Source organism: Leptospira inadai serovar Lyme str. 10 (assembly GCF_000243675.2).
In the GTDB taxonomy this organism is placed as follows: domain Bacteria; phylum Spirochaetota; class Leptospiria; order Leptospirales; family Leptospiraceae; genus Leptospira_B; species Leptospira_B inadai.
This window is the reverse complement of sequence record NZ_AHMM02000025.1, coordinates 983914-1010085: the sequence shown is the minus strand read 5'-3', so window position 1 is coordinate 1010085 and position 26172 is coordinate 983914. Positions and strand designations below refer to the sequence as shown.

Here is a 26172-nt window from a genome sequence, read left to right as displayed (position 1 = left end):
GTGGAAGGTAACGGTTTTGGCTGGGCCCATAATCCGGAATTATAAAGGCGGCTCCATAATTTATTTCGAGAAAGATCGGTCTGAGGATATCTACGTCCTGAGGAACGGTCGAGTCGTACTTACGTACACTGCAATCGATACCGGTTATGAAGTGAAAGAAGACGTAAGACTCGGCGAATTCTTCGGAGTCAAATCGGCCTTGGGAAAATACCCGAGGGAAGAGACGGCGCAGGTCGTGGGCGGAGCGACCGTATTGGTATTCAAGCTCCACGAGTTCGAAATCTTTGTTTCGGAAAAAACTCACCTCATTCTAAAAATGATGAAGGTGTTCTCCAGCCAATTACGCCTGGTTCATAAGAAATTGAGAGAAATTCTAGGTCAGGCCGAAACGCGGAATCCCGCCTTCGAGCTAATGAACGTCGGGGAAGTATTTTATAAAAATACGAATTACGAACACGCCGCCTATGCATTTTCAAAATATTTGGAGCATTACTCGAACGGAGCTTACGCAGGCAGGGCGACCGAACTCCTGGATTTGGCAAGGAAAGGAAACCCCTACCCGATCAACATGCCGCCGCTCGTATATGACGCCGGAGCCTCGCCCCGAATGACTCAGGAAAACTTGCAGAATATTATGAAACCGGCTACCGAGAAATCCAGCGTGGGATCGGGAGTGGATAATTCGATCACTTCGCTTTATAATAGGGCTCATACTTTCTTGAACGTCGGCAAATTCGAAGAAGCGGTCGGAATTTTCAAAGATTTGACCGGTCGAAACGATTTTAAATATGATAGCGAGAAAAAACTCGTGGATAACGCTCTTTTCCAAATGGGAGTTTGCTTTCTCAAGCTGAGTAACTTGGAAACCGCAAGTAACACGTTTTCTACGTACATTAAAAAACATCCCTCCGGCGAATCCGTCAAAGAATCCTTGTTTCATTTGGCGGAAATAGCGGAACTACAAGGCGATCGCCAGAGAGCCGGTATGCTCTTCGGCAAAGTCGCTCTACTCCCTCCCGAGAGGGACAGTCTCTCACAAAAAGCCCGGCAAAAGGCCAAGGAGCTTAGCGCTTAATGGATCTGATGCTTGAATCCATGTTTTCCAAGTTCGGAAAGACGTACGATCCGAACCAAATTATTTTTTGCGAAAACGAACCCGGAAACGATTTCTACCTGATTCAAACAGGGAAAGTGAAAATCACTAAAACCGTCGGGACTTCCATCAAAACCTTGGATATACTCGAACAGGGAGATATCTTCGGCGAAATGGCAATATTGGAAGAACAGCCTCGTAGCGCGACGGCGATCGCCATTTCCGACGTGAAGGTTTTGAACTTTAACAGAGCTAACTTCGAATTGCTTTTAACCAAAAACCCGACTCTGGCGCTCAAGATTCTCACGATTTTTTCGGTCCGTATTTACGATGCAAAACGACGCCTTCTTATATTATTATTAGATGATATTACGGGCAAGGTCGCCGACGTATTCCTGATGCTTTACGAAAAAATGCACACTCATACGGACTTTAAGGAAGTCGTGTTGAACATTACCGTGGAGGATGTTGCCGATTGGTGCGCGCAACCGGTGGGCGAAGTCCAAAAAGTCGTGAATCAATTCGCAAAAAGCGGTAAAATCGAGATCTATTCCGATAAAATCGTTATTCACAATATTAACGACTTTCAAAGAATAGTCTCCCAGAAGCGCAAACCGTCGTAAAGATGGCTGAGCAATCCCAGTCCGATACCCGGGATTTACACCGCTTTAAATTCGGTCCCGTAGCTCAGGTGGACAGAGCAGAAGTTTCCTAAACTTTTGGTCGGAGGTTCGAATCCTCTCGGGGCCACCATTCATTTTATCATGCCGGATTCTCAGGATAGCGTCCTTAATTTACTAAAGAAGTCGGAAGAATTTCTGAAGAAAAAGAATATTCCCTCAGCTCGGCTCGACGCGGAATTATTATTAGCCGACCTTCTCAAGATTCCTCGCGTAAAGTTATATGTGGATTTTGAACGTCCGCTTTCGAACGAGGAAAAAGACGCATATCGGGAAAGAATAGTGGAACGCTCTAGATTCCGCCCTACGGCTTACATCATTGGACGAAAGGCATTCTTCGATTCGGATTTCTTTATAGATAATACCGTGCTGATTCCAAGGCCGGAAACGGAAGAATTGGTGGCCTGGATACTGGAAGAATTCCCGGACAAGAACGGTCGGCTGAAATTTTTAGATCTTTGTTCCGGAAGCGGATGCATAGGAATTAGCCTCGCAAAAGCCAGAGCCGATTGGTCTCCAAGTTTCTCCGATATTTCTCAAGAAGCTTTGAAAATCTCCGAGCGGAACGGGTTGGAAATTCTGGGAAGTGAGCGCGCGATGGACTTCTTCATCGGAGATTTACTCGCTCCCATACCTACGATTTTATCGTTCGATTTTATCGTCGCAAATCCCCCTTATATTCCCGAATCCGAAAAGACGGAAATCATGCAGGACGTGATCGGTTACGAACCGCATATCGCTCTCTTCGTATCGAATTTCAAGGAATTCCATGCGAAACTTCTAAAGGAAGCGTTAGCTTACCTATTTAAGGGCGGAAAACTTTTCCTAGAGACTCATCCGGAATACTCGCAATGGCTATCCGAAGAAGCCCTTTCCATCGGGTATTCGGAGGTATTGATTCGGAAAGATCTATCTTATAAAAATAGATTCCTTCGCTTAACGAAATAATCACAAAAAAGGGGCCGGTAGTACCGACCCCAAGCAGGTTTCGACTCGTTTGGGGGAAGAATCAATCCTTTAGATAGCGGAACTTCCTCTTTCGCCGGTACGGATGCGGATGACATCCTCGAGCGGAAGAATCAGGATTTTTCCGTCGCCGATTTTTCCGTCGCCGGTCTTTGCCGCTTTCAAGATGGCATCTACGGTAGGCTTAACGAACTCGTCGTTTACCGCGATTTCCAATCTTACCTTGCGAAGAAGGTTTACTTGGTATTCATGACCGCGGAAGACTTCCGTCTTACCTTTCTGCTGCCCGTAGCCTTGCACGTCGCTGACCGTAAGCCTGTAGATCTCGTTCTTTGTCAGCTCGGCTTTGACTTCTTCCAGTTTATGGGGCTGGATAATTGCTACGATTAATTTCATATGCTCTCCTTTACTTATTAAATCAAATTTTCAAAGGATTAAAGAATATAACCCTTCTCTCCGTGAATTTCCGAATCAAGACCGGCAATTTCCTTCTCTTCGGAAATTCTGAATCCAATGGTTTTCTCGATAACGAAAGCTAATATGAGGGAAACGATGAACGAGTAACCGCCGGTAGCTAGGACGCTAATCAACTGAACTACGATCTGATCTCCCTTGCTGGCGACTCCGGCTCCTAACGTGAGAGTGAATACACCCGTTAGAATGGCGCCGATCGCACCGCCGACTCCGTGAATACCGAATGCATCGAGAGAGTCATCGTATCCGAGCTTACCTTTCAGAAGGATAGCGCCGTAGCAGATCGGAGCGACAATCAAGCCCATATAAATGGCTCCTACCGGACCGACAAAACCCGAAGCGGGCGTAATAACGACAAGCCCAGCGACGATACCCGAAGCGGCACCGAGAGCGGTCGCTTTTTTAGTATGCAGATACTCGATCGCTAACCAGGCAACTCCTGCGGCAGCTGGAGCGATCAACGTTACGACGAATGCGCGAGCGGCAATACCGTTAGTGGCAAGTCCGGAACCTGCGTTGAATCCGAACCAACCGAACCAAAGTAAACCGGCACCGATCAAAGTGTAAGTCAGATTATTCGGCTGAACAAGAGAAATACCTTCTCCTTTACGTTTTCCGATGACGATGGCGGCTGCCAATCCTGCAATACCGGAAATCAAGTGGACAACGGTTCCTCCCGCAAAGTCAAGGGCGCTCATTTTAAATAACCAACCTGAACCGGCCCAAACCCAATGCGCGACAGGATCGTAAACGAAGGTCGCCCAAAGCAGAATGAATGCGACGTATCCTGAAAGCTTAACTCGCTCTGCAATCGCACCGGAAATCAGCGCGGGAGTAATCAATGCAAACATTCCTTGAAACAGGAAGTGAACGTATTTTGGAACGGTCAGTTCCAAAGTATTTTCATCGATCCCGTTCAAAAACGCGAGCGCAAAGTCGCCGAAGTAAGGGTTATCCCCGGAAAAAGCGAAGCTGTATCCGAAAATAGTCCACTGCAGTGTCAAAACGAGAATAGCGATAAAGCTATGCATCATTGTGGAAAGAACGTTCTTAGATCTTACCAGACCGCCATAGAACAAGGCGAGGCCGGGGATCATAAAGAACACGAAGGTGGATGCTACAATCATCCATGCAGTATCACCTTTATCCAAGGTGGGCACGGGAGCTGCCGGTGCAGCCGCAGCGGGAGTTGCGTCCTGGCCCCATACTAGGGCTGGAATCACGAGGATCAGGAACGGAAGAATTTTTTTAACCGATTTCATTTTCTCAAATCTCATCTCGGGCATTTTGTTTACTCCCCCTAATGCAAAAAGAGTACCCGAATCAGAATTTATGGGAAAAAAAATGAAATTTACAAATTCGTCCAGGAGAGAAGGCGAAATACTAATCTGGAAAGGGTTTTTCTTTGTTTACGCATCAATTTGTCTTCAAACAGCAACGGATACTCTGGGTTTTGGAATACGATGGTCGGCACTTTGCCTATTAATTAAGCACATTTTGGGGAATTGCCAAAATTTTGAGGAGTTAGACGTTCCAAGCCTGGCAGATGACTCGAAAATTTCAAAATACCAGGAAACGTCCGAAAGAATTACATTCGAAAGATTGCGTAGGACGGTTTTTGTCCTCTCGCGGAATGATCGGAATACAAAGCCAGACCTAACGATTCACGAGTCTTAGCCGGGTCCAAAACCCCATCATCCCAGAGTCTTGCCGTCGAGTATAAATAGGACGAGCGATTTTCGTAATCTTCCAAAATCGGCTTTCGGAAAAGTTCCCTTTCCGCCTCCGACAAAGTCTTTCCTTCTTTTTCCAATTGATCCAATTTTACGGTTAGCAAAACGTTCGAGGCCTGTTCCCCGCCCATCACCGAAATACGGGCATTGGGCCACATCCAAAGAAATCTAGGACCGAAGGCTCTCCCGCACATTCCGTAATTACCCGCCCCGTAGGAACCTCCGATCACCACAGTGTATTTCGGAACTACCGAAGTGGAAACTGCGTTGACCATCTTTGCGCCGTCTTTTGCGATCCCGGAATTTTCATACTTCTTTCCGACCATAAATCCGGTGATATTCTGCAAAAAGATCAAGGGAATCTCCCTCTGATTGCAAAGCTCGATAAAATGGGCCGCTTTAAGGGAGCTTTCGGAAAAAAGCACTCCATTGTTTGCCACGATGCCGACTAACTTCCCGTAAATGTTCGCAAATCCCGTGACGATCGTCGTTCCATAATTCTTTTTGAATTCTTGGAATCGAGAACCGTCCACAATCCGAGCGATTACTTCTCTCACGTCATAGGGTTTGCGAATATCTTTCTGAATAATGCCGTAAATTTCTTCGGCAGGATACAGAGGCTCTTCGTACGAAATGGATCGGATCGACGAATTTCCTTCCGAACCTAATGTGGACACGATATGCCTCGCAATTTCGAGGGCATGCGTATCGTTTTCCGCTAAATGATCCGTTACACCGGAGATCCTGCAATGGACATCCGCCCCTCCCAGTTCTTCCGGAGTGACGATTTCTCCCGTCGCTGCCTTAACCAGTGGAGGACCGCCTAAGAAGATGGTTCCGTTTCCACGCACGATGACGGACTCGTCCGACATAGCGGGAATGTATGCGCCGCCGGCCGTGCAGCTCCCCATTACGACGGAGATCTGAGGAATTCCCTCCCGCGATAAGTTTGCCTGGTTATAAAAGATTCTTCCGAAATGCTCCTTATCCGGAAAAACTTCGTCTTGCATCGGAAGAAACGCTCCCCCGGAATCGACCAGATATAGGCAAGGAAGACGATTTTCCCGAGCGATCTCCTGTGCGCGAATATGCTTCTTGACGGTTAGGGGATAATAAGTCCCTCCCTTCACCGTGGCATCGTTTGCAACGATCACGCAAGGGATACCGCAAATTCTACCGATTCCCGTAATGATACCCGCGGACGGAACTTCATCCGCATAGACTTCTTGTCCGGCCAAACCCGAGAATTCTAAGAAAGGCGTATTCGGATCAAGCAGGCCTTCCACTCGTTCGCGTGCGGTCAGTTTCCCTCGGCTTTTATGGCGTTGAATCGCTTTATCGCCGCCACCCTTCCTGACTTTTTCCAAGAGTCGGCGAGTCGCTTCCACTCTCTTCGATAGATCCTCGTAATTTTCCTTATATTCGGACGAAGACGTACGAATTTGCGATTCTAAAACTTCCATGGTTCCCTCCTAGGAAGAATTTACTTACGTACTTTAGTTTCGTAAAGAACTCGAATGAGTTCGGATTCGGAAGAAGAAAGTTCCCGGTTACGGCGAGCCATGATCTTTCTGGAGTCGCGCAAAAATAGATCCAGTATGTACGGCTCTCCGTTAACCCAGGAAAAAGGAGGTAGATAACCTCCGACTCGAGAAGAGACCACATTACAACCGAAATCGATCACGGTACCCGTATTTAACATTACGCCGATACCGACTTTAGAATAGTCGCCGATAATGGATCCGAATTTTATGGACCCGGTATTGCATTCGACGTCTTCTTCCTTGATTTTTACGATGCCGTAATTGTTTTTCAAATCGGAAGTCGTAGCCAGGGCTCCGATATTTACCCAACTCCCAACGACGGAATGGCCGAGAAACCCTTCGTGATGTTTATTAGAATAATCTAATATAATACTTTCACCCACCTCGCCGCCTATTCTGCAGGCTTGCCCGATCGTCGTGCCGCCCGTGATCCTTGCGTTATCGATTCGAGCGCTCGGACCGATGTACAGCGGACCTTCTAAAAAGGAAAAGGAAGTGATTTTTACGTCCTTATCGATAATGACGGGCCCCGAGGTGACGTCGATCACGACTCCCGGAAAAATACTGGCCGAAGGATGTACATGTAAATGCTTCGACTTTCCTACGATTTGAAAATCTCCGGATTTCACTTTTAATTTTCGAATCCATCTTCGCAGATCCTTATTTAAATCGATATCCTGCTCGATCGAGCGACCGGTGCCGTCTATTAATTTCCATGGCAGAAATTCTTCGGGGGTAATAATCAGATCCACGTCGCGACCGTCGTAGATATTGATTCTTGAATTCCGTTCTAAAAAAGATTTTTCGAATATAGGGAGAGAATGCGCGTAGAAGAATTTTGCATCCCCGTATTGGGCCCTTAATCGTTCTAAGGGTGTTAGAACTCCGTCACGAATTTCGGTAAAAGACCTGACTCTCGTTAAAGCCTTTAAACCGGAAGGAATTTCCCTCTCATCGATTAGGATTCTTTGGACCCTAGCCATCGTCACTCCACGGTTACGGATTTAGCCAGGTTTCGCGGTTGATCCGGCGGGCAACCTCTCGCTACCGCCGAATAATACGCCAAAAGTTGAAGCGGCAAAACGTTCAAAATGGGACTTAAAATTTCAGGGCAATCCGGCACTTCGAAACAGTAGTCGGAAAGTTCTCTGGCTTCCTTGTCTCCTTCCGTTACGATCGAAATAATAATTCCGTTTCGGGCCTTGATTTCCTGAATGTTCGAAAGCATTTTGGAATAAATCTCCGATTTAGTCGCAAGACAAACCACCGGCACTTCGTTGGTAATCAACGCGATCGGACCGTGCTTAAATTCACCGCCGGCATAACCGGAAGCATGAATATAGGAAACTTCCTTTAACTTTAAAGCCCCTTCGAGAGCTACCGGATGATTGTACGTTCTTCCAAGAAAAACGAAATCCTTGGTCTTAGTAAAATCCGCCGCCCAAGATTCTAGCAAAGTAGCCTTGGCTAAAATCTGATCCATTTTTCCGGGCAGAAGTCGAATTTCATCCAGTAGAACTCGAAGTTCCTCTTCGGAAATAATCCATTTCAATCTCGCGACGTATAGGGAAAATAGCAGAAGATTGATCACTTGAGCGGTGAACGCTTTCGTACTTGCCACTCCGATTTCAGGTCCTGCATCCGTTCTAATATAAGAATCGGATTCCCTGGCTATCGTCGAATTTACGTTATTTACGAGAGAAACGACCTTAATGAATTTTGCCTTTGCTTCTAAAATCGAAGCGAGGGTATCGGCGGTCTCGCCCGATTGGGAAATTCCGATAATTAAGGTATCTCCTTCGACTACCGGATTCCGGTACCGAAATTCGGAAGATGTTTCCGTATCGGTTTGAATTTTCGCAAAATTCTCAAGATAGTGTTTTCCGAGCATCCCGGAATAATAACTCGTTCCGGCGGCTTGAATGATGATTCGGTTGACTCTTGAAAGTACGTCTCTTGAGATCGCGGTTTCCGGAAATTGTATTTCGCCGTTCTCCAAAATTCTAGATTGGATGATTCGCCTGAAAATTCCGGGCTGTTCGTGGATTTCCTTAATCATAAAATGCGGGTATCCGCCTTTATCCACATCCTCGAATTTGATCTCTTGCTTCTTAAATTCCAGGAGTTTTTCCGTATCGTCGAATCCGAAAATTTTACATTCGGTTTTTGTAAAGTATCCCCACTCTTTCGAATTAATAAAGTAAACTTCCCGGCAATTACGGGTTAAAGGAGATATATCGGAGGCAAGATAGTATTCTTCTTTTCCTTTTCCGATCAGTAAAGGAGCTCCGTCTTGAGCGAAATAAACGCGTTCGGGTTCGTTATCGAATACCACCGCAATGGCCCATTTACCTTCGACTTTAGAAAAAAGGTCTAAGAAAGCTTCCCTATTCGATTTTCCTTGCTTTCGACTTTCGGCCAAGAGATTCGGCAGTACTTCCGTATCCGTCATACTGTGAAAAACATGACCCAGGTGTTTTAGTTCCTGGCGAAGTTCTCCGTAATTTTCTATAATTCCATTGTGGACGACGGCTACAATTCCCTTGGAATCGGTATGAGGATGGGCATTAATTTGGCTCGGTTCGCCGTGAGTGGCCCAGCGAGTATGGCCGATACCTACGTTTCCGCGGACCGGATGCTCTTTTAGGTAATTTTCCAGGTCCTTGATCTTACCCTTTTGCTTCCGAACTTGGATTTCGCCTTTATCTAAGACCGCAATTCCAGCAGAATCGTATCCCCGGTATTCCAGGCTGATAAGTCCTACTACCAAAACGGACTCTACATTTTTATCACCGGCATATCCTACGATTCCGCACATACTTATGAGTTCTCCATAATCTTTCCGGCCGTATCAATCAACGCCGAGAGATCTTTTTTCGTTCGAGCCTCGGCTATAACCCTCAGAATAGGTTCGGTATTCGACGGGCGAATATGAATCCAGGAGTCCTCGGAGGCTAAGCGCAAACCGTCCCTGGAATCTTCCCCGTGATCCGGAAATTCATTTCTGAATTGGGAATAGATCTGTTCCGGTTTTTTACCGCTGATTTTATAGGCGATTTTTCGCATATGCACAACCGGTAGACCGCTCAGCACAGAATCGACTCCTTCTCCCTTCAGGGCAAGCAGATTCAAGACATGCGCCACACCTGAAAGGGAATCTCGACCAAAAGAAGGAATTGCCGGATCTATAACACCGCCGTTTCCTTCCCCGCCGAACACGGATTTTCGGTGTATCATTTCCGACACAACGTTTGCCTCTCCGACTTTAGACCGAAAGGTGGGAACCCCTGCCGAAGACGCGACCCAATCGTTGATAAAACTCGTGGAAAGATTTACCGTAAGGGAGGCGCGCTTCGGAACTTTATTGAATGCCAGATAAGACAAAAAACTCAACGGCAAAGTATATTCTTCGGAAATCGCCCCTTTTTTGGGAGTCATGAGCACAAGGCGATCCGCATCGGGATCCAAGGCAAACCCGATGTCGGCCCCCGATTGTCTCATCGCTCTCGAGGATTGGCGTAGCGCATCCGGAGTCGGTTCCGGAGGGCGAGGAAATGTTCCGTCCGGTTTACAATGTAAGGCGATCACTTTGCAGCCTAAACTCCTTAATAATTCGGGTAAAACGAAACTTCCCCCGCCGTTCACCGCATCTAAGAATACGCTGAATTTTTTCTTCTTAATAGCAGCGACATCGACCCTCGCAAGAACTGAATCAATATGTCCTCGAATCTTGTCCTGACCTTCCTCGACCTTTGCATTCGGCTTAAATTGGAACGGTTTATAACTCTCGTTTCTGACTATATCCAGAATTTCTTCCAGGTCGCTCGCACCGGTAAAAAAGCCGCCTGGGCCGATGAATTTGAAAGCATTCCAGATTACCGGGTTATGCGAGGCGGAGATCATAATTCCACCCGCGGCCTTGGTTTGGTTTACGACCGCTTTTACTGTCGGAGTAGGAACGATTCCAAGTAGAATTACGTTCTTTCCCATTCCCTGCATGACTCCGATCGCGATGCTTTCGATGAAGGCTCCGCTTGGTCGAGAATCTCGCCCGATGACAACGGTATTTCCTTTAAGCCAGGAACCGAAAGCACGGAGAGCATCATAAATCACGTCGGAACTGAGTCCCGACGGAATAATACCGCGGATTCCGGAAACGGAAACCATCAGATCGGAGTGTTGGAAGACCGGTGATCGTGGATCTAAAGCCATGGTTCCGGATAGAATCTCTTGAAATTAAAAAATGACATGGGCGATGACAGGATCGAACTGCCGACATCCTCCTTGTAAGGGAGGCGCTCTCCCAGCTGAGCTAATCGCCCGTTATGAAAACGGTTTTTACGCGGTGGCAGCTTGGTTATTAATGCGCAATGCCATCCGACTCTTCTTGCGATCTGCGTTTTTAGAGTGGATGAGGTTGGTTTTGGCTGCTTTATCGAGAAGAGAAGCGTATTCCTTATACAGGCTTTTAAGCGCTTCCTTTTCACCATCTTGGATGGCCTTTAGGATCTTTTTTGCTTGGGTCCTAAGGCGGTTCCGATTCTGGGAATTTGCCGCATTTCTGCGCTTAGTCCTGCGGATATCTTTTTCTGAAGACTTTATGTTCGCCAAGGATCGACCTTCCTTTAGAGGGATGCTATCCAGGTTTTCGCAACTTTCTTCAGTGTCAATACGGTTTTTTGGGTTTTAGTGATTTCATCGGAATGAGACATTTCGATTATGTTGCAGTTCAGAAGACAGACGCGTTCGCTTTCAGAGGACAGAGTCAAAAAACAGATGCATTCGCTTTGCTCACGCTAGACAGAAGCTGCTCGAGGCTGGAAATCCTGGGGTAGGAGGAAGAATCCAGTATAATGCAAGAATCTTTCCCTAGAACGTGGAAACTCCGCTTATCAATGTTCAGTCTTTCTGTCTTCTGATACCTCGCTCCAACGTAATTCGATTTTAAAAAATTGTTGTCAGGGAAATAGGAATAATTATCTGTCCTCTGTCCTCTGTCCTCTGTCCTCTGTCCTCTGTCCTCTGTCCTCTGTCCTCTGTCCTCTGTCCTCTGTCCTCTGTCCTCTGTCCTCTGTCCTCTGTCCTCTGTCCTCTGTCCTCTGTCCTCTGTCCTCTGTCCTCTGTCCTCTGTCCTCTGTCCTCTGTCCTCTGTCCTCTGTCCTCTGTCCTCTGTCCTCTGTCCTCTGTCCTCTGTCCTCTGTCCTCTGCTCTATTGAAACTTTTTTCTTTTCTTGTACTGAAAAACCCGATCCAGTAGAAACGGTTCGGTAGTTTTTTGAACATGCCGCCGTCGAATATTACGTCAGCACTAAACGAATTCATTATGATTCCTGGACAAGAACCGCAATACATACTCGTCAATTCGATCAGCCAGATAGATCCGAACAAACTCTCTCTCTCGCAATTGGGTACAAAGTATATGGATCGTCATGGCAATCGATATGCGGTTCGCTTTAATAAGGATAGTCGAAAAGCCGAAATAGTTCGGATAACATTACAAAAAGCTTCGGAGGCACTTCCGCCCCAGCGCCCAAGACCTAAGTCCGGAAAAGTTTCGCAACCGCTGGATCTGGAGAAATTATCGGTTCTCTTAAAGAGCACAAAACAGCAAAATACCGAATGGATCGATGCCCTGGTGGAAAAGGCAAAGGAAGCGAAGGCAATCCCTCCCGCTCCCGCCAATGCGGAGGGAATTCCTACACGCGAAGTCGAAATGGCCACATCCGCGATCGACTTTTCCGAAACCGCGTCGAAGACTTCTCCGGCTAATTTTGACAAATTCGATCTTTCTAAAATCGATTTAAATATTATGGAAAGCAAAAGTATTCCCGCTTCCGAGAACGAAGACGTTCCGTTCTTTATCGAACCGTCGGACGGCAATGCAGGTCGTGAGACGAAATTTATCGAGGATACGCTTGCAGGATTTTTGCGAATTAAGGAAAGAATCGAGTCGGTTCTGAATAATATTCGTAATTCTAAGATCTTTGAAGCAACCGGGGACCCGTCCGAGAATAAAAATATCATCGGCAACCTCAATCGGGAATACGACCTGGAGTTTTTTCAAAAATTAGACAAGATCTTGAATTACCATAAGGAATTGACCTCTTTTCCTAGATCGATCACCTATTATGTGGCAAAATACGAGTCGGGCAGAAAGCAAGCGCTTCAGTCTAGATCCGGCGATCATGAGAAATTACAACTCGTAATCCGCTGGGAAATGCAGGAAATGCTGCTATCTCTAACGAAAAAATTGAAGAAAATGATGCTCGATACGTTGAACGTTTTAAATACCAAGAACGATAACCACCTTAAGCAAATCGCCTATAACCAGCAGCAAATGTTCAAAGACGCTAGGAACGCTCTATTATATTGCTCGGAGGATGTGGGGGCACTACTTATATCCTTGCAAAAATGGGTCGATAGCGAAGGGTAGAACCTTCCGCATGTCTCTCAACGACGAAGAACTCAAAAAAATCGTGGAAAAAATCCGGTCCGAATACCGGGAAGGCGCTCAACAGAGTCCGAAGCTTTTCGACAATAAAGGCTTCGAAGACAGGTACATCCAGACTCTGAAGCATCGGGGAAATCTGGAAAAATTTCTGAAGGACGAAGTCGGTTTTTTAGAAAAAGTTAAGGAAAAACACCGGGAATTAGTGGAGCGACGCACCGCTTCCAAAGGCGACACCATTAACCGGATCCTGGACGAGCAGGAAGAAAAACTTTCCAAATATCCCAGAGTCGATTTTCATCCTTTGGCGAGAACGGAGATGAGATATTTCTATGGAGCGATGACGAACTTTGCGGAAACGGAATATCCCGTTTTGATCCATATTTTCCGGGGAACTCCCGAATTTTCCTCCTTCCAGGATTCTCTGGCCATGATTGAAAGAATCGGAGTGACCCGAAAAGGAATGCCATCCTTGCGAATCGCGGAACACATTAAAGCGTTGTTAGACGCCAACGGGAATCAATCCGCGATGGAACGCGATAGTCAGAATATTCTGAAAGAAGTGTCCATAGCCCTGGCGAAGTTGATGCAAACCGTTAAAGAATGTATCGAAAAAAATCGAGTCAGCGATCGAATGACCGTACAAATATCCGAACGGGAATTTCCAAAAGCAGCAGAAGCGTATAAGAATTTGCTTTTCGGCATCGCGTTAGAGAAAATAATAGTCCGCGTCGAAAACATCATCCGGGATTTCCGAATGAGCGAACTAGTGGGCCTGGATCCTAAATGAAACTTTCCATCGTTATCCCCTGTTACAACGAAAAACAAACTATTAAAAATATCCTGGAAACGGTTCGCAAAGTCCCCTTCAAAGATAAGGAGATCATCGTCGTAGACGATTATTCCGTTGATGGCACGAGGGAACTATTACAGACACCCGCCTTTAAAAAGCTGTACGACCGCTTGGTTCTTCATGAAAAAAACCAAGGAAAAGGGGCCGCACTTAGGACCGGATTTCAATCCGCGACGGGAGATATAGTTATCGTACAGGATGCGGACCTGGAGTATGATCCGTTTGAAATTCCTGTCGTCATCGACCCGATTTATAAGGGCAAGGCGGACGTCGTGTTCGGAAGTCGCTTCATGGGGAATCGTCCGCATCGAGTCGTTTATTATTGGCACAGGCTCGGGAATTTAGTATTAACCACCCTTTCAAACATGTTCACAAATATCAATCTTACCGATATGGAAACCTGTTACAAGGCTTTTCGGCGGGAAATTATTCAAAGCATCCGGATCAAAGAGAATCGATTCGGTTTCGAGCCGGAAATTACCGCAAAAATAGCTAAGATTCCGGGAATTCGAATTTATGAAGTGGGCATATCCTATTACGGCAGGACGTACGCGGAAGGCAAAAAAATCGGATGGAAAGACGGATTTCGCGCCATTTACTGCATAGTCAAATATAATCTATTCGGATAGTTTACTCTTTTTTAATATAGAGAATTCTCATTTAATTATATATTCCCTATATTCCCATATTTTCCTCGATTCCAGGGTTTCCTGCCCGAATCTCGTTTTAAAAGAATCCAGCCAAAAGTCCCTATTTCGTTTTTCGGCAAGCACGGCGGAAAGATACGTTCGGATATTGGGGTCTAGCTCTTTCTTTTGCGAGCCCATCGCCATCTCGTAGGCTTTTTCTCCATAGGAAATAAAGCCCAGTCGTTTACCCTTGTAAGATCCGGATATATCGTTTAATAGCCTTTCGATTCTCTGATCGGAAATTCCTTTTTGGGAGCAAAATACGACTTTTTTAAAAAACTCGGTGCCGATCGAATTACAAAGAACTCCATCCGAATAGATCAGTACGTCCGGATGTCCCTTTTCGGCCACCGAGCGTGTTTCGTGAATCTGGCGAACGCTGCTTCGATAAATCAAAATTCCCGCTATACTCATTAGAAAAGAATAAAGTATCAGAAGCATACCGATTCCGTTCAAAATACCCGATACGCGGATGATCTTCCAGTCCGAGACCGCCCATACTCTCGATAAAAGTATCGTGAATGGGAATAAGGATAACCCAAGGTACCTAGGCCCCCAATTGGAGATCCCGTTATTCGGTGATAGAACCGCGATCGCCGGAATAAAAATGCAAAGTGTGTAGAACAGAATTTTTTCGAAGGGCGTAATTTTCGACCAGGTAAAGAAAATTCCCCCGAACAAGATCACCGATACGGGCAGATAGAGTAAAAAACCGGGCATCGCATATGATCCCACAAGAATATCCCAGGCTCTCTTGAAAACCGTATTTTCGGCCGAAAGATCCGGCTTGAAATTTTCGGAAACGCGGGGGCCGAAAATATGATGATAATCCCAAAAATTAAATAGGAAGAATAAGAAAACGAGTAAGGAAAAAGAGAGCGAAAAGTAAAAAGAGCTTCGAAGCCAATTTTTTCCGAAACTTATCCAACCGGCAATCCAGAACGAAACAAAAAAAACGAGAGTCTCCGGACGAAGCCAAACTCCGAGGCCAAAAAACAAACCTGCGAACATCATCCCTCGGCGTTCGAATTTGAAAAATTGAGTGATACCTAAGAGAAGCAGAAATAAAAGGATCGGATGCTCCGAGGCTTCCGGCCCCATTAGAAAAACGTAAGTTCCAAAGAAAGCAAATGCGATCCAAAACCAGGATAATTTCCAATGATTTCGCAGGATCCATACCGACCCTAGATGAAATATCGCACCGAAAAAAGGAATAAACGAAAAGGCTCCCCAACTTGTCAGAGGAAGATATAGTACCGACAGGAAAATCGGGAAAACTCCTATAAGTCCATCCTCGGACCGAAAGGTAAATATACCCTGCCATAGAAAAAATTCGTAATTCGGATCGATCGCTTTTCCCGGATACAAAAGTAATTCCGAATGAAAACCGGAGGCGGCAAGAGAATACGATTCATGTATTTTTAATAACGAATCGGAAAAGAATCCATTCCATGGTTTGAGCCAAATCAATAAACCCAGATACGCGGTGGCAAAAACGAGAAATGCTTTTAGATTTTTATCGCGCACTTAAATTTCTCGTAGTTCGGACAATCCTGCAGATTGAAAACCGACCAAGCAGATAAGGCAAGATAGTCGAGCGGATTGACTTGATCCACAAAAATCCGATAGAGTAAGACAATTACGGTAAAAAATGCTAAGCGAAGTGCGGGACTTTCGGAAAAATTCCGATCGGGGAATTTTTTAAAAAAATACTTGTAATTTAAACTATTACAAGTTGAACTATCCGAATACAACTCCATTTGAGTTAGGTAATTACTCATGAACAAAAAAAATTTTCTACTCGTAGTGTTGCTGGCAGCCTTCGCTTTTACTAGCGCGCAAGCCGGAAACTTTAAGTTAGACAACGCTCATACGTCCGTTGGCTTCAAAGTCAAACACCTTGCCATCTCCAATGTTCCCGGAACATTCAAGGAATATAACGGCAAATTTACGTTCGACGAAAAAACCAACAGCTTAACCGGATTGGAAGTAACGATCCAAGTGGCTTCGGTGTCCACGAATGACGCCGACCGCGACAAGCACTTGAAAGCGAAGGATTTCTTCGACGCCGGCGAGTTTTCTACCATAACCTTCAAGGCAACGAAAGCTGCCGTTAAAAAAGGGAGCGTATCCAAAGTCGCAGGAGAATTGACGATCAAAGGCGTCACCAAACCTGTCGTCCTCGATGTGAAATATGGCGGTTCTGCAAAAGACCCGTGGGGAAATACCCATCTCGCATTTGAAGCCGAGACCAAAATCAATAGAAAGGATTTCGGCCTGACCTGGAACAAAACTCTCGAAACCGGCGGAGTGTTAGTCGGAGAAGAAGTTGCTATTCGCATCGAAGGCGAAGCAATTCCGGAATAATAGATCGAATGATAAAAGCGGGATCGCTTTCGCTCCCGCTTTTTACACTTCGACGGTCCCATCCCGCGGGACTCTACCTTTTTTTTCGTCCTAATACGAGTTCCTTCCGAAATTATCGTTTCATGCCCTTACTATCTTGTAACTATTTCTCCATCTAATCGAATTAACAGAAGATTAACGGAAGCGTTGACGTTTCTAAGAACGAACGATCTTCCCGATTTCAAAAGGAGAAATCAAATGAACGACTTAGCTAAACATTTATTGATCGGAGCGGCATTAACGGGCTTATTGACCACCGGAGCCATCGCAGAGGATAAATCCGGATCGGACGATTCGAAGGGGGAATGTCACGGAATTAATTCCTGCAAAGGAACCGGAGATTGCGGCGGTAAAGGACATTCATGCGCCGGTAAAAATTCCTGTAAAGGTCATGGCTGGCTCTCCCTTTCCAAAAAGGATTGTGACGCTAAAAAAGGAACCTTTAAGAAATCTTAATATCCTTTAAGAACCCTCCTTGGATCAAAGTGGATAAAAAGTCGGTGACGGCTTTAGTACCCGATGAAGGCATTCCGGTCAGTTCCACTGCTTCCAGGAGGGTTTTATTTTCCTGCAACCGCTTACCGAAAGTCCACCCCCATTCGTCCAGAACTTCCGTTCGAACATCCAGTCCTTTTCTACCTAATAACAGAAATTCAGCGCTTTTTTCTTCGGGAATCCGGCAAGACTCCTCCTTTCTTTTTTTCCATAGTTCGTAAACGGGAAAATTGTTTTTCAAGAAAACTGCCGAATCGGAAAAGACAAAACGAAGATCTCCCGGCTCCTTTCCTTCCAATGAACGTTTCGGATCGATCGCTGAATCGGCCGGCCGGTGAAACAGTTGAGCGAACAAATATTCGAACTCCGCCAATTCTCTTAGGAATCCGATTTTCGGAAATTTCCGCTCCAAGAAGGCGGGGAACTCCTTCCCATAATCGGATAAATTATACGAAATAGAAGGATTACTGTGAAGGAAGATTTCCGAAATAGTAAAGAATTCCTCGTCTCCCAAGACTCTCCAGACTGTCTCGAAAATTTCGCCTAACGCTTCGGTTAACCTTACGATATATCCCGAAGAATAAATTTCCAAAGCCGAAACGTCATTTAATCGCGCCGCGGGAAGAATTTCCGGCCGTAAGGGGGTTTTCCAATTCGAACTTAGGATCGAGCCGGCAAATAGTTCCCGAAAAGTATTTTCTTTCATATCGTTCCAATCGACAGGAATTCTGCGGCCCTTAAAGCCTCGATCTCCAATTCCGGAAAGGAGGGAATATCGGCGTCCCATTCCAATAATATCGGAATGCCTTCAATCTTCTTAGCGTATGCGGCCATTAGATCCCAAACCGCTTTGGACACCGGTTTTGAATGAGTATCGAACAAAAAATCTCCGGTATCGGTAAACCCTGCGATATGAATTTGGCCTACGGAATCCCAAGGAATTTTTTCCAAGAATTCGTTCGCGGAAAAACCGTGATTAAACGAATTTACATAAACGTTATTTAAATCCAATAATAGGCCGCAGCCGCTCTCCTTCAGAACGCCTGATAAGAACTCCCATTCCGTCATTTCGTCCGAACGGAATCGTACGTATGTCGAAACGTTTTCAATCAGGATTCTTCTTCCTAAAAACTCTTGAATTTTTCCGATTCTCTCGACGGCCAGTTTTTGAAATCCGGCGGTAAACGGAAATGGGAGTAGGTCATGCAAATATTGGCCGTCATGATCCGTCCAGCACAGATGATCGGAGACGATCGCGGGATCGATTCTTTCTATTAGGGACTTCCATTTGCTCATATAACGCGGATTCGGAAAAGAACCGCCTAACAATGATAAGGAGACGCCATGCAACGCGACTGGAAAATCCTTTCGAACTTCTTCCAACATCGCGAAAGGCTTTCCCTCCGAATCCATGTAGTTTTCGGTAATGGCTTCGAACCAAGAGATTCGAACCGGTTTTTTCTCCCGTAAGTAGGGATAATGCTCCGAGCGAAGACCGACACCGATGCCCAATGCTCCGAGCGATTCATTCTTATTTTTCAGATTCGGCATATTTACAGGGGCCTGAGGACAGAGGTCAGAAGACAGATGCATTCGCTTCGCTCACGCTAGACAGAAGCTGCTCGATGTTGGAAATCCTGGGGCAGGAGGAAGAATCCGCTATAACGCAAGAATCTTCCTCTAGAACGTGGGAATTTCGTTTATCAATGTTCTGTCTCCCGTCCTCTGTAGCATTTCTAACTTCGAGCAACTTCTGTCTTCGGCCCTCTGACCTCTGTCTTCTGATACTCTCTCGACTTGTAACCTATTTCGATTTAAAACGAACTAGGTTACATGAACAAGTTGTATTTTCTTTTTCCATCTCTTTTGCTTTTCGTTCTTGCCTGTAGCGCCAGGCAGGCGGTCGACCCGGTATTCAAAGCCGACGGTTTAGTCGCGATTCGCGGCTATGATCCGGTTTCCTATTTTTCGGATAACAAAGCTGTCGCCGGGGATGACAAATTCCAAACCACTTGGAACGGGGCTAAATGGAAATTCTCCTCGCGCAAAAACATGGACGCATTTAAGAAAAAGCCCGAAAATTTCGCGCCCCAATACGGCGGATATTGCGCGTACGCTATGCGGGATGGTGAAACTTATGAAATCGATCCGAACGCTTGGAAAATCGTGGAAGGAAAACTATATCTGAACTATAACGAAAAAGTAAACGGATTCTGGAGTCGGGACATTCCGGGAAATATAAAGAAAGCGGACGATCAATGGGTTAAACTTCCGAAGAAAAAGGAAATTCCGTAATTTATAAATCCTTTATTTACTGAAGAAGCGATCATTCGCTTCTTCCCTTCATGACGAGATAGTTATATGAAGCTACGATCCTCTGGGTCATTTCAAGACCGTCTTTGTTCACGTCGGGATGGTATTTCTTAATTAATTCCTTATATTTTTTTCTAAGATCCCCGCTATCGTAATCCTCCGCCAAACCTAAAAAATCCCGATGACGGCGCGTCTCCTCGTCCTCTTCGTAGGAATTGACGACCCGCGATCGACGATTATGAGCTTTGGCTTTTTTCTTTTTTTGTTCATCCTTTCGAAAGCGACCGAAAATCTCGTAATAAGCTCGATCCCTGTATTCGGCCGTGAACTCCCGAAGAGGAAAAACCTTGGTATTTAAGATTTGGTAAAAGTATTTTCGAAGGAAGACATCCGCGCCATAATCGGCCGGGATGGATTTTCGATCCAAAAATTCCGCAATTCCGTTATCGACTAAACGTCCCAGATCGAATTTATCGTCGAAGTAGGAATCGAAAGCGTCTTCAAATCTCTTAGTCGAGGAGATTAAGAGTAAAAGTAAATCTTTATCCAGATCGTGTTTGTCCAATTTGGCGATTACGATCTCTTTTAAATGGATTCGAAGTTCCTCTAAATAAACGTCGTCGAAATAAACGCCGGCTTTTGCAAATTCGTGCTCCAGTCCTTCGATCTTTAGAATCTTACCCAAGAGAAGTACCAGGATATCCGCCCTCGATTCCCGAAAGCCTTGGGCACCTTTCGAAGAATAGGCCATGTCGGCCCGAAGACCGTAGAGGATTTTATAGTAATCCTCCCTCCGAATATCCAATATTTCGATTAATTTGTCGGCGGAAATATACCATTCGCAATCCGTACTAGAGGATTGGATTTCAAAAAGTATATCCTCGATGGAGGACTTCACTTGATCGAAACTTTTCGCCGTCACATCAGGTCCCTAAATTAGACCCTGTTTCTTCGAGGTTGATTGTCCAATCCTTTTCCCGGTAAAAAAGGTTTGATCGGTGCCGGGTAAGGAAAGACCTTTCCCCCATGCTACCCCTTATTACCGTCCTCGGATGCTTCTTCCTATATTTTTTAGGCTATAAATTCTATTCCGGATATCTTTCCAGGTCCGTTTTCAGGCTAAAAGATACGACAGGAGATACGCCGGCGCATAGATACAACGACGGGGTAGATTACCTTCCTACGAAACCGTCCATCCTGTTCGGACACCACTATGCCTCGATTGCGGGACTGGCTCCCATTTTAGGTCCGGCCGTTGCGGTGATTTGGGGATGGCTTCCTGCCATGCTCTGGGTCGTTTTTGGGGCGATCTTTATAGGATGCGTTCATGATTTTGGAGCCTTAGTCGTTTCCGTTCGTAACGAAGGGAAGTCCATCGGACAAGTGGCGCAGGATTTATTAGGGCCGCGTGCAAGAAGTCTATTCCATGCAATTATTTTTTTCCTAGTAGCTCTGGCCATGGGTGTTTTCGTCATCGTACTTGCGGAAATGTTCTCGGCGGGGAAAAAAATAACCCCTCCTAATCCCAAGCCGACGATTTCCGCTCAGGAAGAAAAGGTTCCTTCGGTTCACGCTCATTCGGATGAAATTCGAATCGAGAGCGCCTCCCCGATTCAATTGAGAAGTAATTTTCCGGAAGCCGTTATTCCGACAGTTGGACTCATGCTTCTGGCTCTATTGGTGGGTTGGTTACATTTTAAGAAAGGATTCAAACTCGCGCCGCTTACCATACTCTCGGTAATCCTTACATTAATCGTAATGATTATCGGAATGAACGAATCCGTTCTCTCCTGGACCGGACTTGGGGACGCCGAGAGATCGCCGAGTATTCCTAGTTGGAAAATTCTGCTTTTGTTCTACGCATTTTTAGCTTCCGTAACGCCGATCTGGCTCCTACTGCAAAGTCGCGATTATATTAATTCCTTTCTTTTATATATCGGCATCATCGCTATCTATCTCGGTTTCTTCAAGGGAAGTATATTCGGAGAATTTACCTCGTTCAATGCGGATGCGGTTCGTTCGGAATCGATCGGTTTGGATTTGATACCCTTCGTATTTATTACGATCGCTTGCGGAGCCGTCTCGGGATTTCACGCCTTGGTAAGTTCCGGAACGACCGCTAAGCAATTGAATCGCGAAGTGGATGCAAGACCTATCGGTTACGGCGGAATGATCGGCGAATCCTTACTCGGTCTTACCTCGGTAGTCGCATGCACGATCGGTTTTTCCTCCGCCGCAGAATGGTCTTCCTTTTATAAATCATGGGCCGGAATTCAGGGTTTAGCTCCTCAGGTCGGAGCGTATATTTACGGAACCGGTAGATTCATTTCCCAGCTAGGATTCGATCAGGGATTCGCTCAAGGATTCATCGCATTGATCGTGGTAAGTTTCGCCTTAACTTCGTTGGACTCGGCCACTCGTTTGCTGCGTTATAATGTGGAAGAAATCGCCGAAAGCACCGGAATCGATTTTATAAAAAAAATATTAGGAAATCGATATATTTCAAGCACGATCGCCTGTCTTGCCATCGCCTTTTTTGCCTTTCTGGAAGTCGAACAAGGAGGAAAGAAAAAAGCCGCCGGATTAGCTCTTTGGAAATTGTTCGGGACTACGAACCAATTGCTGGCGGGCTTGGCCTTACTCGTGGTTACGATTTACTTATTATATTCGAAACGAAAAACTTGGGTTTCGTTTATTCCGATGTTATTCGTATTAACTGCGACTTTATGGGCGATGATCGCGAACTTTCACGAATTTCTATTCGATAAAACTCCGAATTACCTGCTCGCAGCGGTGGGCGGAACCTTAATCCTACTCACTCTCTGGTTACTCGTGGAGGCAATCCTAGCCTGGAGGCGGTTTTCTCGAACATGAAATTTTGCAGCGTTTGCGGTTCCGCGGTTACATTGAGGATTCCCGAGGGAGATAGCCTTCCTCGGTATACATGCCAAACCTGCGGTACGATTCATTACCAAAATCCGAAGGTGATCGTAGGAAGCATACCGATTTGGGAAGGTAAAATTCTCTTATGCAAGAGAGCGATAGAACCCAGAAAAGGGTACTGGACTCTTCCTGCCGGCTTTCTGGAAAATCGAGAAACCGTAGAAGACGGCGCCTCTCGGGAAACTTCGGAGGAAGCAAACGCACAGATCCAAATTCTCCGATTGCATACCGTTTATAGCATTCCTCATATCAGTCAGGTTTATATGTTTTTTCTGGCGAATCTCGTAGACGGAAAATTCGACGTAAGCCCCGAATCCGAGGAGGTGAAATTATTCTCGCCCGATGAAATTCCTTGGGAGGAAATCGCTTTCGCTTCCGTTACGTATGCCTTACGTAAATATACCGAGGAAGACGGAATTCCCGAAAGCGGAATTCACCTAGGTTCCTTATCCGCCGATCGAAAGAAAAAGAATACTGACTGACGCTCTTAGAACCAAAGGACGGATTTATTGCGTTAGATCGAATATTTCTATCCTTCTCAAAGATTCGAAAAACCGGTGCAATTTTTCCTAACCGGATTTTTCTAGGAGCATGTGCATCAAATTGATCCCGCGCTTGCTGATCTTCGGGTTTTTTTTGAGCTCCGCTTTGCACGCTAATTCTTTGATTAGCACGGAAACTACTACGTTTTCTCCGAATCGGGACGGTTCGATCGATTCCCTCCGATTTAAAATTCAATCCTCTTCCCTACCGAAATTGCAGGATTGGGAACTTACCATTCGAAATGCGTCCGGAGAGTCCGTTCGCAAATTCGAGGCAAATCGTCTTCGAAAAAAGGATTTCGTTTTCCTGTGGGACGAAAACGAATTCGCTCCGGAAGACGTGATAGTCCCGGAAAATATAGAATGGAACGGGGAAGATGAAAACGGTAATACCGTTCCGGACGGTTACTACACTTATCAACTATTATTATTAACTTCCAACCAAGAAAGAATTCTTTCCGAAGAAGCCACCGTATATTTGGATTCGCATCCCCCGAAAGTGGAGATCGGAACAAAAAACCGACTGCTTCTTTTCGAGGATAGAAATTTATCCAAGATACAGATCCAGCAGAAGGGAGTCGGAGAATCAGCCGATATTTTTTGGGGCGAATTTTTAGACCCGCAAGGACGCTCTATAAAATCCTATAGCTGGAGAACGAGGGATCTCCCTTCTGTCTTGAGTTGGGACGGAACCGACGCATCCGGAAAACAGGTTCCTGCGGGACTCTATTCCTACAAACTAACCGCGAGAGATCCGGCCGGCAATGAATCGTTTACCAGAATCGACAATCTCTCCGTTAGATCGGAAGTGGTCGGAGCCGATATCAATACCGACACGGAACTTTACTCCACTGATCCGAGCGTTACGTTAAGTCGTATTCGATTTACCGCTTTTATTTCCTCCAAATTAAAATCGGATTCGTTCGAATGGGAGGTTTTTAAACGGAAAGGCGACGACGAGACTCAAGTCTATACGCATAAAGGGCTGGGTGAGCCGCCCGCCGAATGGACCTGGGAACCCAAGGATAAAGAAAATCGCCCTTTAAACTCCGGTGCATATTTCGTTCGCTTAACGATTTATAGTCGTTACGATAAATTCTCGAGCTTCCCCAAGAAATTCACGTTATCCGACGATAAGGCGAAATTTTCCTACGACGTTTTCCCGAACGGAGTCACTCCCGACGACGACTGGTATAAGGATAGTCTGGAAATTCGGATTCGCTCAAAAAAATTGCCGATTCTAAATTGGAAAATCTCCCTTTTAGAATCCTTCGGAGATGATGAAAAAGAGGAACGAATCGTTCGAGTATGGTCGGGACAAAACGCTATTCCCGAAAGACTATCCTGGTCCGGAAAAGACGACCAAGGAAGGCGGATCGGTTCCTTAGCACCGTTACGAGTCGTCCTTCATTATAAAGATCTTTTCGGAAGAGAAGGCGAAGAGGAGCTGGGTCATCTTAGAACAGGTATCTTGATTATAAAAGAGAAGGAAGGCTATAGGATTTCGATTCCGGAACGCCTCTATGAAGAACGTTGGTGGACTCTCCCTTCGACTCTAAAATCCATCCTAGCGAAGCTACCCGGTTACAAAATCGAACTTCAATTTCATACCTCTCACTATGGAGACGATGAATATAATTTGAAACTTTCGGAAGAGAAGGCCCGAAAAATCTATCGCTCCTTCTTTGGAAAAGAATCGGAATTCGGAAGGTATCGATTTCGGGGATTCGGAGAAACTCTTCCATTGATCCCCGGAAACGGAACTTATGAAATGGACCGGAACCAACGAATCGATTTTTTTCTAAGCGTGGGAAAATAATAAATGTGCACAGCCTTAATCTATCGGGACCCGACTCGCAAGCTTTACGGGCTTGGATTCAACCGGGACGAATCCGTAAAACGGAAGCCTTCCCTGTCTCCGGTTTTATTGGAATCTCCTTCGGCAAAGGCAATTGCACCCATAGACGGAGATGCGGGCGGGACTTGGATCGGAATTTCCCAAGACGGAGAGATCATCTGTCTTTTGAATTACTACGAAGCCGCCTTAAAACTTCTGCGCAATCCCACTAGCAGGGGTCTTTTAGTGCGTTCTATTCTTTTGAAAGAACGCATTCCGGAGTCCTATTCCGTTTCGGAACTCGAACAGTACTATCCTTTTAAATTATTCCGGATTCGAAGAGACGAAACCGATATTTTTATTTGGGACGGCCAAACGTATGAAAACGAAAAAGATAAGGGCATCTATACGGTGTTCGGCAGCTCTTTCACGCAAGGCCCGAAAGCTCAGGTAGTAAGACGGGACATCTTCGAAAAACATTTTTTACCGTCGGCATTGCCCGACGGGATGGACTTCGTTTCTTTGGCAAAAAATTTCCTCTCCTCGCACCTACCGGAAAAAGGAGCGCTTTCTCCATGCATGCATAGAAGGGATGCGACGACGGTATCTAGAACTATTTTTGTTGTCGAAAACGAACAAGTTAACTCGTTTTATAAGCCGATCCAACCTTGCGAAGAAGGCCCTGAAGAGGAATTCAATTTCACTTTGACTGAATTCCGAACCTCTCTATGATTGTCCTATGGCGGGCACGCATTCTCTTTTCGACGATAAATACGAGTATCGGGACCCCTCTCAACAAAAGAGGAAGAACGCTCGCGTCAAAATCACGATCGATGCCGACTTTTCGGTCAAAGGGAAGTCTCAGCGATTTCCGGCCCACCTAGTGGATATCGGAACGGGAGGAGCCGGTTTAGAAACGAGAACTTCCGTTTTCGAAGGAGATCGAATCTTTCTCTTTGCTCCCATCAACGGTAAGAACATGGAACTGGAATCAGAAGTGATCCGAGTCTCCGGAAAAAAAGCCAATGTTATCTTCGTAAATCTTTTGGATGAGGATCGGGATCTGATTCAAGATTTGATTCATAAAAAGTTTTTCGATAAGGACAAGAAACCCTTAGCCTAATCAATTCCGGAGCGATCGGGCCCTGAATCGCAA

26 protein-coding genes and 2 tRNA genes are annotated in these 26172 nt (G+C 45.7%); 15 read left to right on the top strand and 13 right to left on the bottom strand.

Annotated features, from left to right (window positions below; all coding sequences use genetic code 11):
• Positions 1-16 precede the first annotated feature (16 nt).
• The 4 genes from LEP1GSC047_RS20525 to prmC all read left to right on the top strand — a co-directional run bounded on the left by LEP1GSC047_RS20525 (position 17) and on the right by prmC (position 2721).
• The gene (locus LEP1GSC047_RS20525) at positions 17-1075 is read left to right on the top strand and encodes a cyclic nucleotide-binding domain-containing protein (protein WP_010415291.1); all 1059 of its coding nucleotides are present in this window, start codon (positions 17-19) and stop codon (positions 1073-1075) included.
• Positions 1075-1716 carry a Crp/Fnr family transcriptional regulator gene (locus LEP1GSC047_RS20520; RefSeq protein WP_010415293.1) on the top strand — a complete coding sequence of 214 codons (642 nt, stop codon included), beginning with the start codon at positions 1075-1077 and terminating at the stop codon, positions 1714-1716. The genes LEP1GSC047_RS20525 and LEP1GSC047_RS20520 overlap by 1 nt, the downstream gene beginning before the upstream one ends.
• Positions 1717-1769: 53 nt before the next feature.
• A tRNA-Arg gene (locus LEP1GSC047_RS20515) sits at positions 1770-1846 on the top strand.
• An 11-nt stretch (positions 1847-1857) separates the two neighbouring features.
• Positions 1858-2721 carry a peptide chain release factor N(5)-glutamine methyltransferase gene (prmC, locus tag LEP1GSC047_RS20510; RefSeq protein WP_020989075.1) on the top strand — a complete coding sequence of 288 codons (864 nt, stop codon included), beginning with the start codon at positions 1858-1860 and terminating at the stop codon, positions 2719-2721.
• A gap of 69 nt (positions 2722-2790) precedes the next feature.
• Here the strand turns inward: prmC and LEP1GSC047_RS20505 are convergent, their stop codons facing one another.
• The 9 genes from LEP1GSC047_RS20505 to LEP1GSC047_RS21750 form a co-directional block, all read right to left on the bottom strand.
• Positions 2791-3135 (bottom strand): P-II family nitrogen regulator, encoded by a 345-nt coding sequence (locus LEP1GSC047_RS20505; protein WP_008595143.1) that lies wholly within the window; start codon positions 3133-3135, stop codon positions 2791-2793.
• A gap of 38 nt (positions 3136-3173) precedes the next feature.
• Complete coding sequence (locus LEP1GSC047_RS20500) at positions 3174-4475, bottom strand: ammonium transporter (RefSeq protein ID WP_039935868.1); 1302 nt, start codon at positions 4473-4475, stop codon at positions 3174-3176.
• 326 nt (positions 4476-4801) lie between these two features.
• Positions 4802-6409: a carboxyl transferase domain-containing protein gene (locus LEP1GSC047_RS20495; protein ID WP_010415308.1), complete on the bottom strand. Its 1608-nt coding sequence runs from the start codon at positions 6407-6409 to the stop codon at positions 4802-4804.
• Between the two features lie 20 nt (positions 6410-6429).
• Positions 6430-7473 carry a GlmU family protein gene (locus LEP1GSC047_RS20490; protein WP_010415310.1) on the bottom strand — a complete coding sequence of 348 codons (1044 nt, stop codon included), beginning with the start codon at positions 7471-7473 and terminating at the stop codon, positions 6430-6432.
• Positions 7474-7475: 2 nt separating this feature from the next.
• Positions 7476-9308 carry a glutamine--fructose-6-phosphate transaminase (isomerizing) gene (gene glmS / locus LEP1GSC047_RS20485; protein WP_010415312.1) on the bottom strand — a complete coding sequence of 611 codons (1833 nt, stop codon included), beginning with the start codon at positions 9306-9308 and terminating at the stop codon, positions 7476-7478.
• Positions 9309-9310: 2 nt separating this feature from the next.
• Positions 9311-10702, bottom strand: a complete 1392-nt coding sequence (gene glmM, locus LEP1GSC047_RS20480; protein WP_010415314.1) for a phosphoglucosamine mutase — start codon at positions 10700-10702, stop codon at positions 9311-9313.
• Between the two features lie 37 nt (positions 10703-10739).
• Positions 10740-10812 (bottom strand) — tRNA-Val (locus LEP1GSC047_RS20475).
• A gap of 16 nt (positions 10813-10828) precedes the next feature.
• The gene (rpsT, locus tag LEP1GSC047_RS20470) at positions 10829-11101 is read right to left on the bottom strand and encodes a 30S ribosomal protein S20 (RefSeq protein WP_010415319.1); all 273 of its coding nucleotides are present in this window, start codon (positions 11099-11101) and stop codon (positions 10829-10831) included.
• A 333-nt stretch (positions 11102-11434) separates the two neighbouring features.
• The gene (locus tag LEP1GSC047_RS21750) at positions 11435-11812 is read right to left on the bottom strand and encodes a hypothetical protein (RefSeq protein ID WP_020988992.1); all 378 of its coding nucleotides are present in this window, start codon (positions 11810-11812) and stop codon (positions 11435-11437) included.
• 1 nt (position 11813) lies between these two features.
• Here LEP1GSC047_RS21750 and LEP1GSC047_RS20460 point away from each other — a divergent pair, with 1 nt between their 5' ends.
• Genes LEP1GSC047_RS20460 through LEP1GSC047_RS20450 form a run of 3 tightly spaced genes read left to right on the top strand, consistent with a single transcriptional unit; the run spans position 11814 to position 14420 of the window.
• Entirely contained in the window at positions 11814-12923 is a 1110-nt protein-coding gene (locus LEP1GSC047_RS20460) for an LIC_10450 family protein (protein WP_010415325.1), read from the top strand.
• A 10-nt stretch (positions 12924-12933) separates the two neighbouring features.
• Positions 12934-13728, top strand: a complete 795-nt coding sequence (locus tag LEP1GSC047_RS20455; protein ID WP_010415327.1) for a hypothetical protein — start codon at positions 12934-12936, stop codon at positions 13726-13728.
• Positions 13725-14420, top strand: coding sequence for a glycosyltransferase family 2 protein (locus LEP1GSC047_RS20450; protein ID WP_010415331.1), 696 nt, complete (start codon positions 13725-13727; stop codon positions 14418-14420). The genes LEP1GSC047_RS20455 and LEP1GSC047_RS20450 overlap by 4 nt, the downstream gene beginning before the upstream one ends.
• Positions 14421-14447: 27 nt before the next feature.
• On the opposite strand, the gene LEP1GSC047_RS20445 is transcribed toward LEP1GSC047_RS20450, so the two are convergent.
• Positions 14448-16007 carry an LA_3751/LA_3752 family putative glycosyltransferase gene (locus LEP1GSC047_RS20445; protein WP_020989139.1) on the bottom strand — a complete coding sequence of 520 codons (1560 nt, stop codon included), beginning with the start codon at positions 16005-16007 and terminating at the stop codon, positions 14448-14450.
• A 252-nt stretch (positions 16008-16259) separates the two neighbouring features.
• Between LEP1GSC047_RS20445 and LEP1GSC047_RS20440 the strand changes: the two genes are divergently transcribed.
• Positions 16260-16847 (top strand): YceI family protein, encoded by a 588-nt coding sequence (locus LEP1GSC047_RS20440; RefSeq protein ID WP_020989010.1) that lies wholly within the window; start codon positions 16260-16262, stop codon positions 16845-16847.
• A 237-nt stretch (positions 16848-17084) separates the two neighbouring features.
• Positions 17085-17342 (top strand): BufA2 family periplasmic bufferin-type metallophore, encoded by a 258-nt coding sequence (gene bufA2, locus LEP1GSC047_RS20435; protein ID WP_020987682.1) that lies wholly within the window; start codon positions 17085-17087, stop codon positions 17340-17342.
• Here bufA2 and LEP1GSC047_RS20430 read toward each other — a convergent pair.
• Positions 17329-18087 carry an HvfC/BufC N-terminal domain-containing protein gene (locus LEP1GSC047_RS20430; protein WP_010415341.1) on the bottom strand — a complete coding sequence of 253 codons (759 nt, stop codon included), beginning with the start codon at positions 18085-18087 and terminating at the stop codon, positions 17329-17331. The genes bufA2 and LEP1GSC047_RS20430 overlap by 14 nt on opposite strands.
• Entirely contained in the window at positions 18084-18932 is an 849-nt protein-coding gene (gene bufB, locus LEP1GSC047_RS20425; RefSeq protein WP_010415344.1) for an MNIO family bufferin maturase, read from the bottom strand. Before bufB ends, LEP1GSC047_RS20430 begins: the two co-directional genes overlap by 4 nt.
• A 282-nt stretch (positions 18933-19214) precedes the next feature.
• Between bufB and LEP1GSC047_RS20420 the strand changes: the two genes are divergently transcribed.
• Positions 19215-19676, top strand: a complete 462-nt coding sequence (locus tag LEP1GSC047_RS20420) for a YHS domain-containing (seleno)protein (RefSeq protein WP_010415347.1) — start codon at positions 19215-19217, stop codon at positions 19674-19676.
• 31 nt (positions 19677-19707) lie between these two features.
• Here the strand turns inward: LEP1GSC047_RS20420 and LEP1GSC047_RS20415 are convergent, their stop codons facing one another.
• Positions 19708-20616, bottom strand: a complete 909-nt coding sequence (locus tag LEP1GSC047_RS20415; RefSeq protein WP_010415350.1) for a J domain-containing protein — start codon at positions 20614-20616, stop codon at positions 19708-19710.
• Between the two features lie 104 nt (positions 20617-20720).
• Between LEP1GSC047_RS20415 and LEP1GSC047_RS20410 the strand changes: the two genes are divergently transcribed.
• From LEP1GSC047_RS20410 to LEP1GSC047_RS20390, 5 genes are all read left to right on the top strand, one after another.
• The gene (locus tag LEP1GSC047_RS20410; RefSeq protein WP_010415353.1) at positions 20721-22568 is read left to right on the top strand and encodes a carbon starvation CstA family protein; all 1848 of its coding nucleotides are present in this window, start codon (positions 20721-20723) and stop codon (positions 22566-22568) included.
• On the top strand, positions 22565-23119 hold the full coding sequence (locus LEP1GSC047_RS20405) for an NUDIX hydrolase (RefSeq protein WP_020988974.1): 555 nt from the start codon (positions 22565-22567) through the stop codon (positions 23117-23119). The genes LEP1GSC047_RS20410 and LEP1GSC047_RS20405 overlap by 4 nt, the downstream gene beginning before the upstream one ends.
• Positions 23120-23228: 109 nt before the next feature.
• On the top strand, positions 23229-24998 hold the full coding sequence (gene lsa66, locus LEP1GSC047_RS20400) for a fibronectin-binding adhesin Lsa66 (RefSeq protein WP_010415358.1): 1770 nt from the start codon (positions 23229-23231) through the stop codon (positions 24996-24998).
• A 3-nt stretch (positions 24999-25001) separates the two neighbouring features.
• A complete protein-coding gene (locus tag LEP1GSC047_RS20395) occupies positions 25002-25748 on the top strand; it encodes an NRDE family protein (RefSeq protein WP_010415360.1) in 747 nt (248 codons plus the stop codon).
• 7 nt (positions 25749-25755) lie between these two features.
• A complete protein-coding gene (locus tag LEP1GSC047_RS20390; RefSeq protein ID WP_010415363.1) occupies positions 25756-26139 on the top strand; it encodes a PilZ domain-containing protein in 384 nt (127 codons plus the stop codon).
• The last annotated feature ends 33 nt before the right edge of the window (positions 26140-26172 follow it).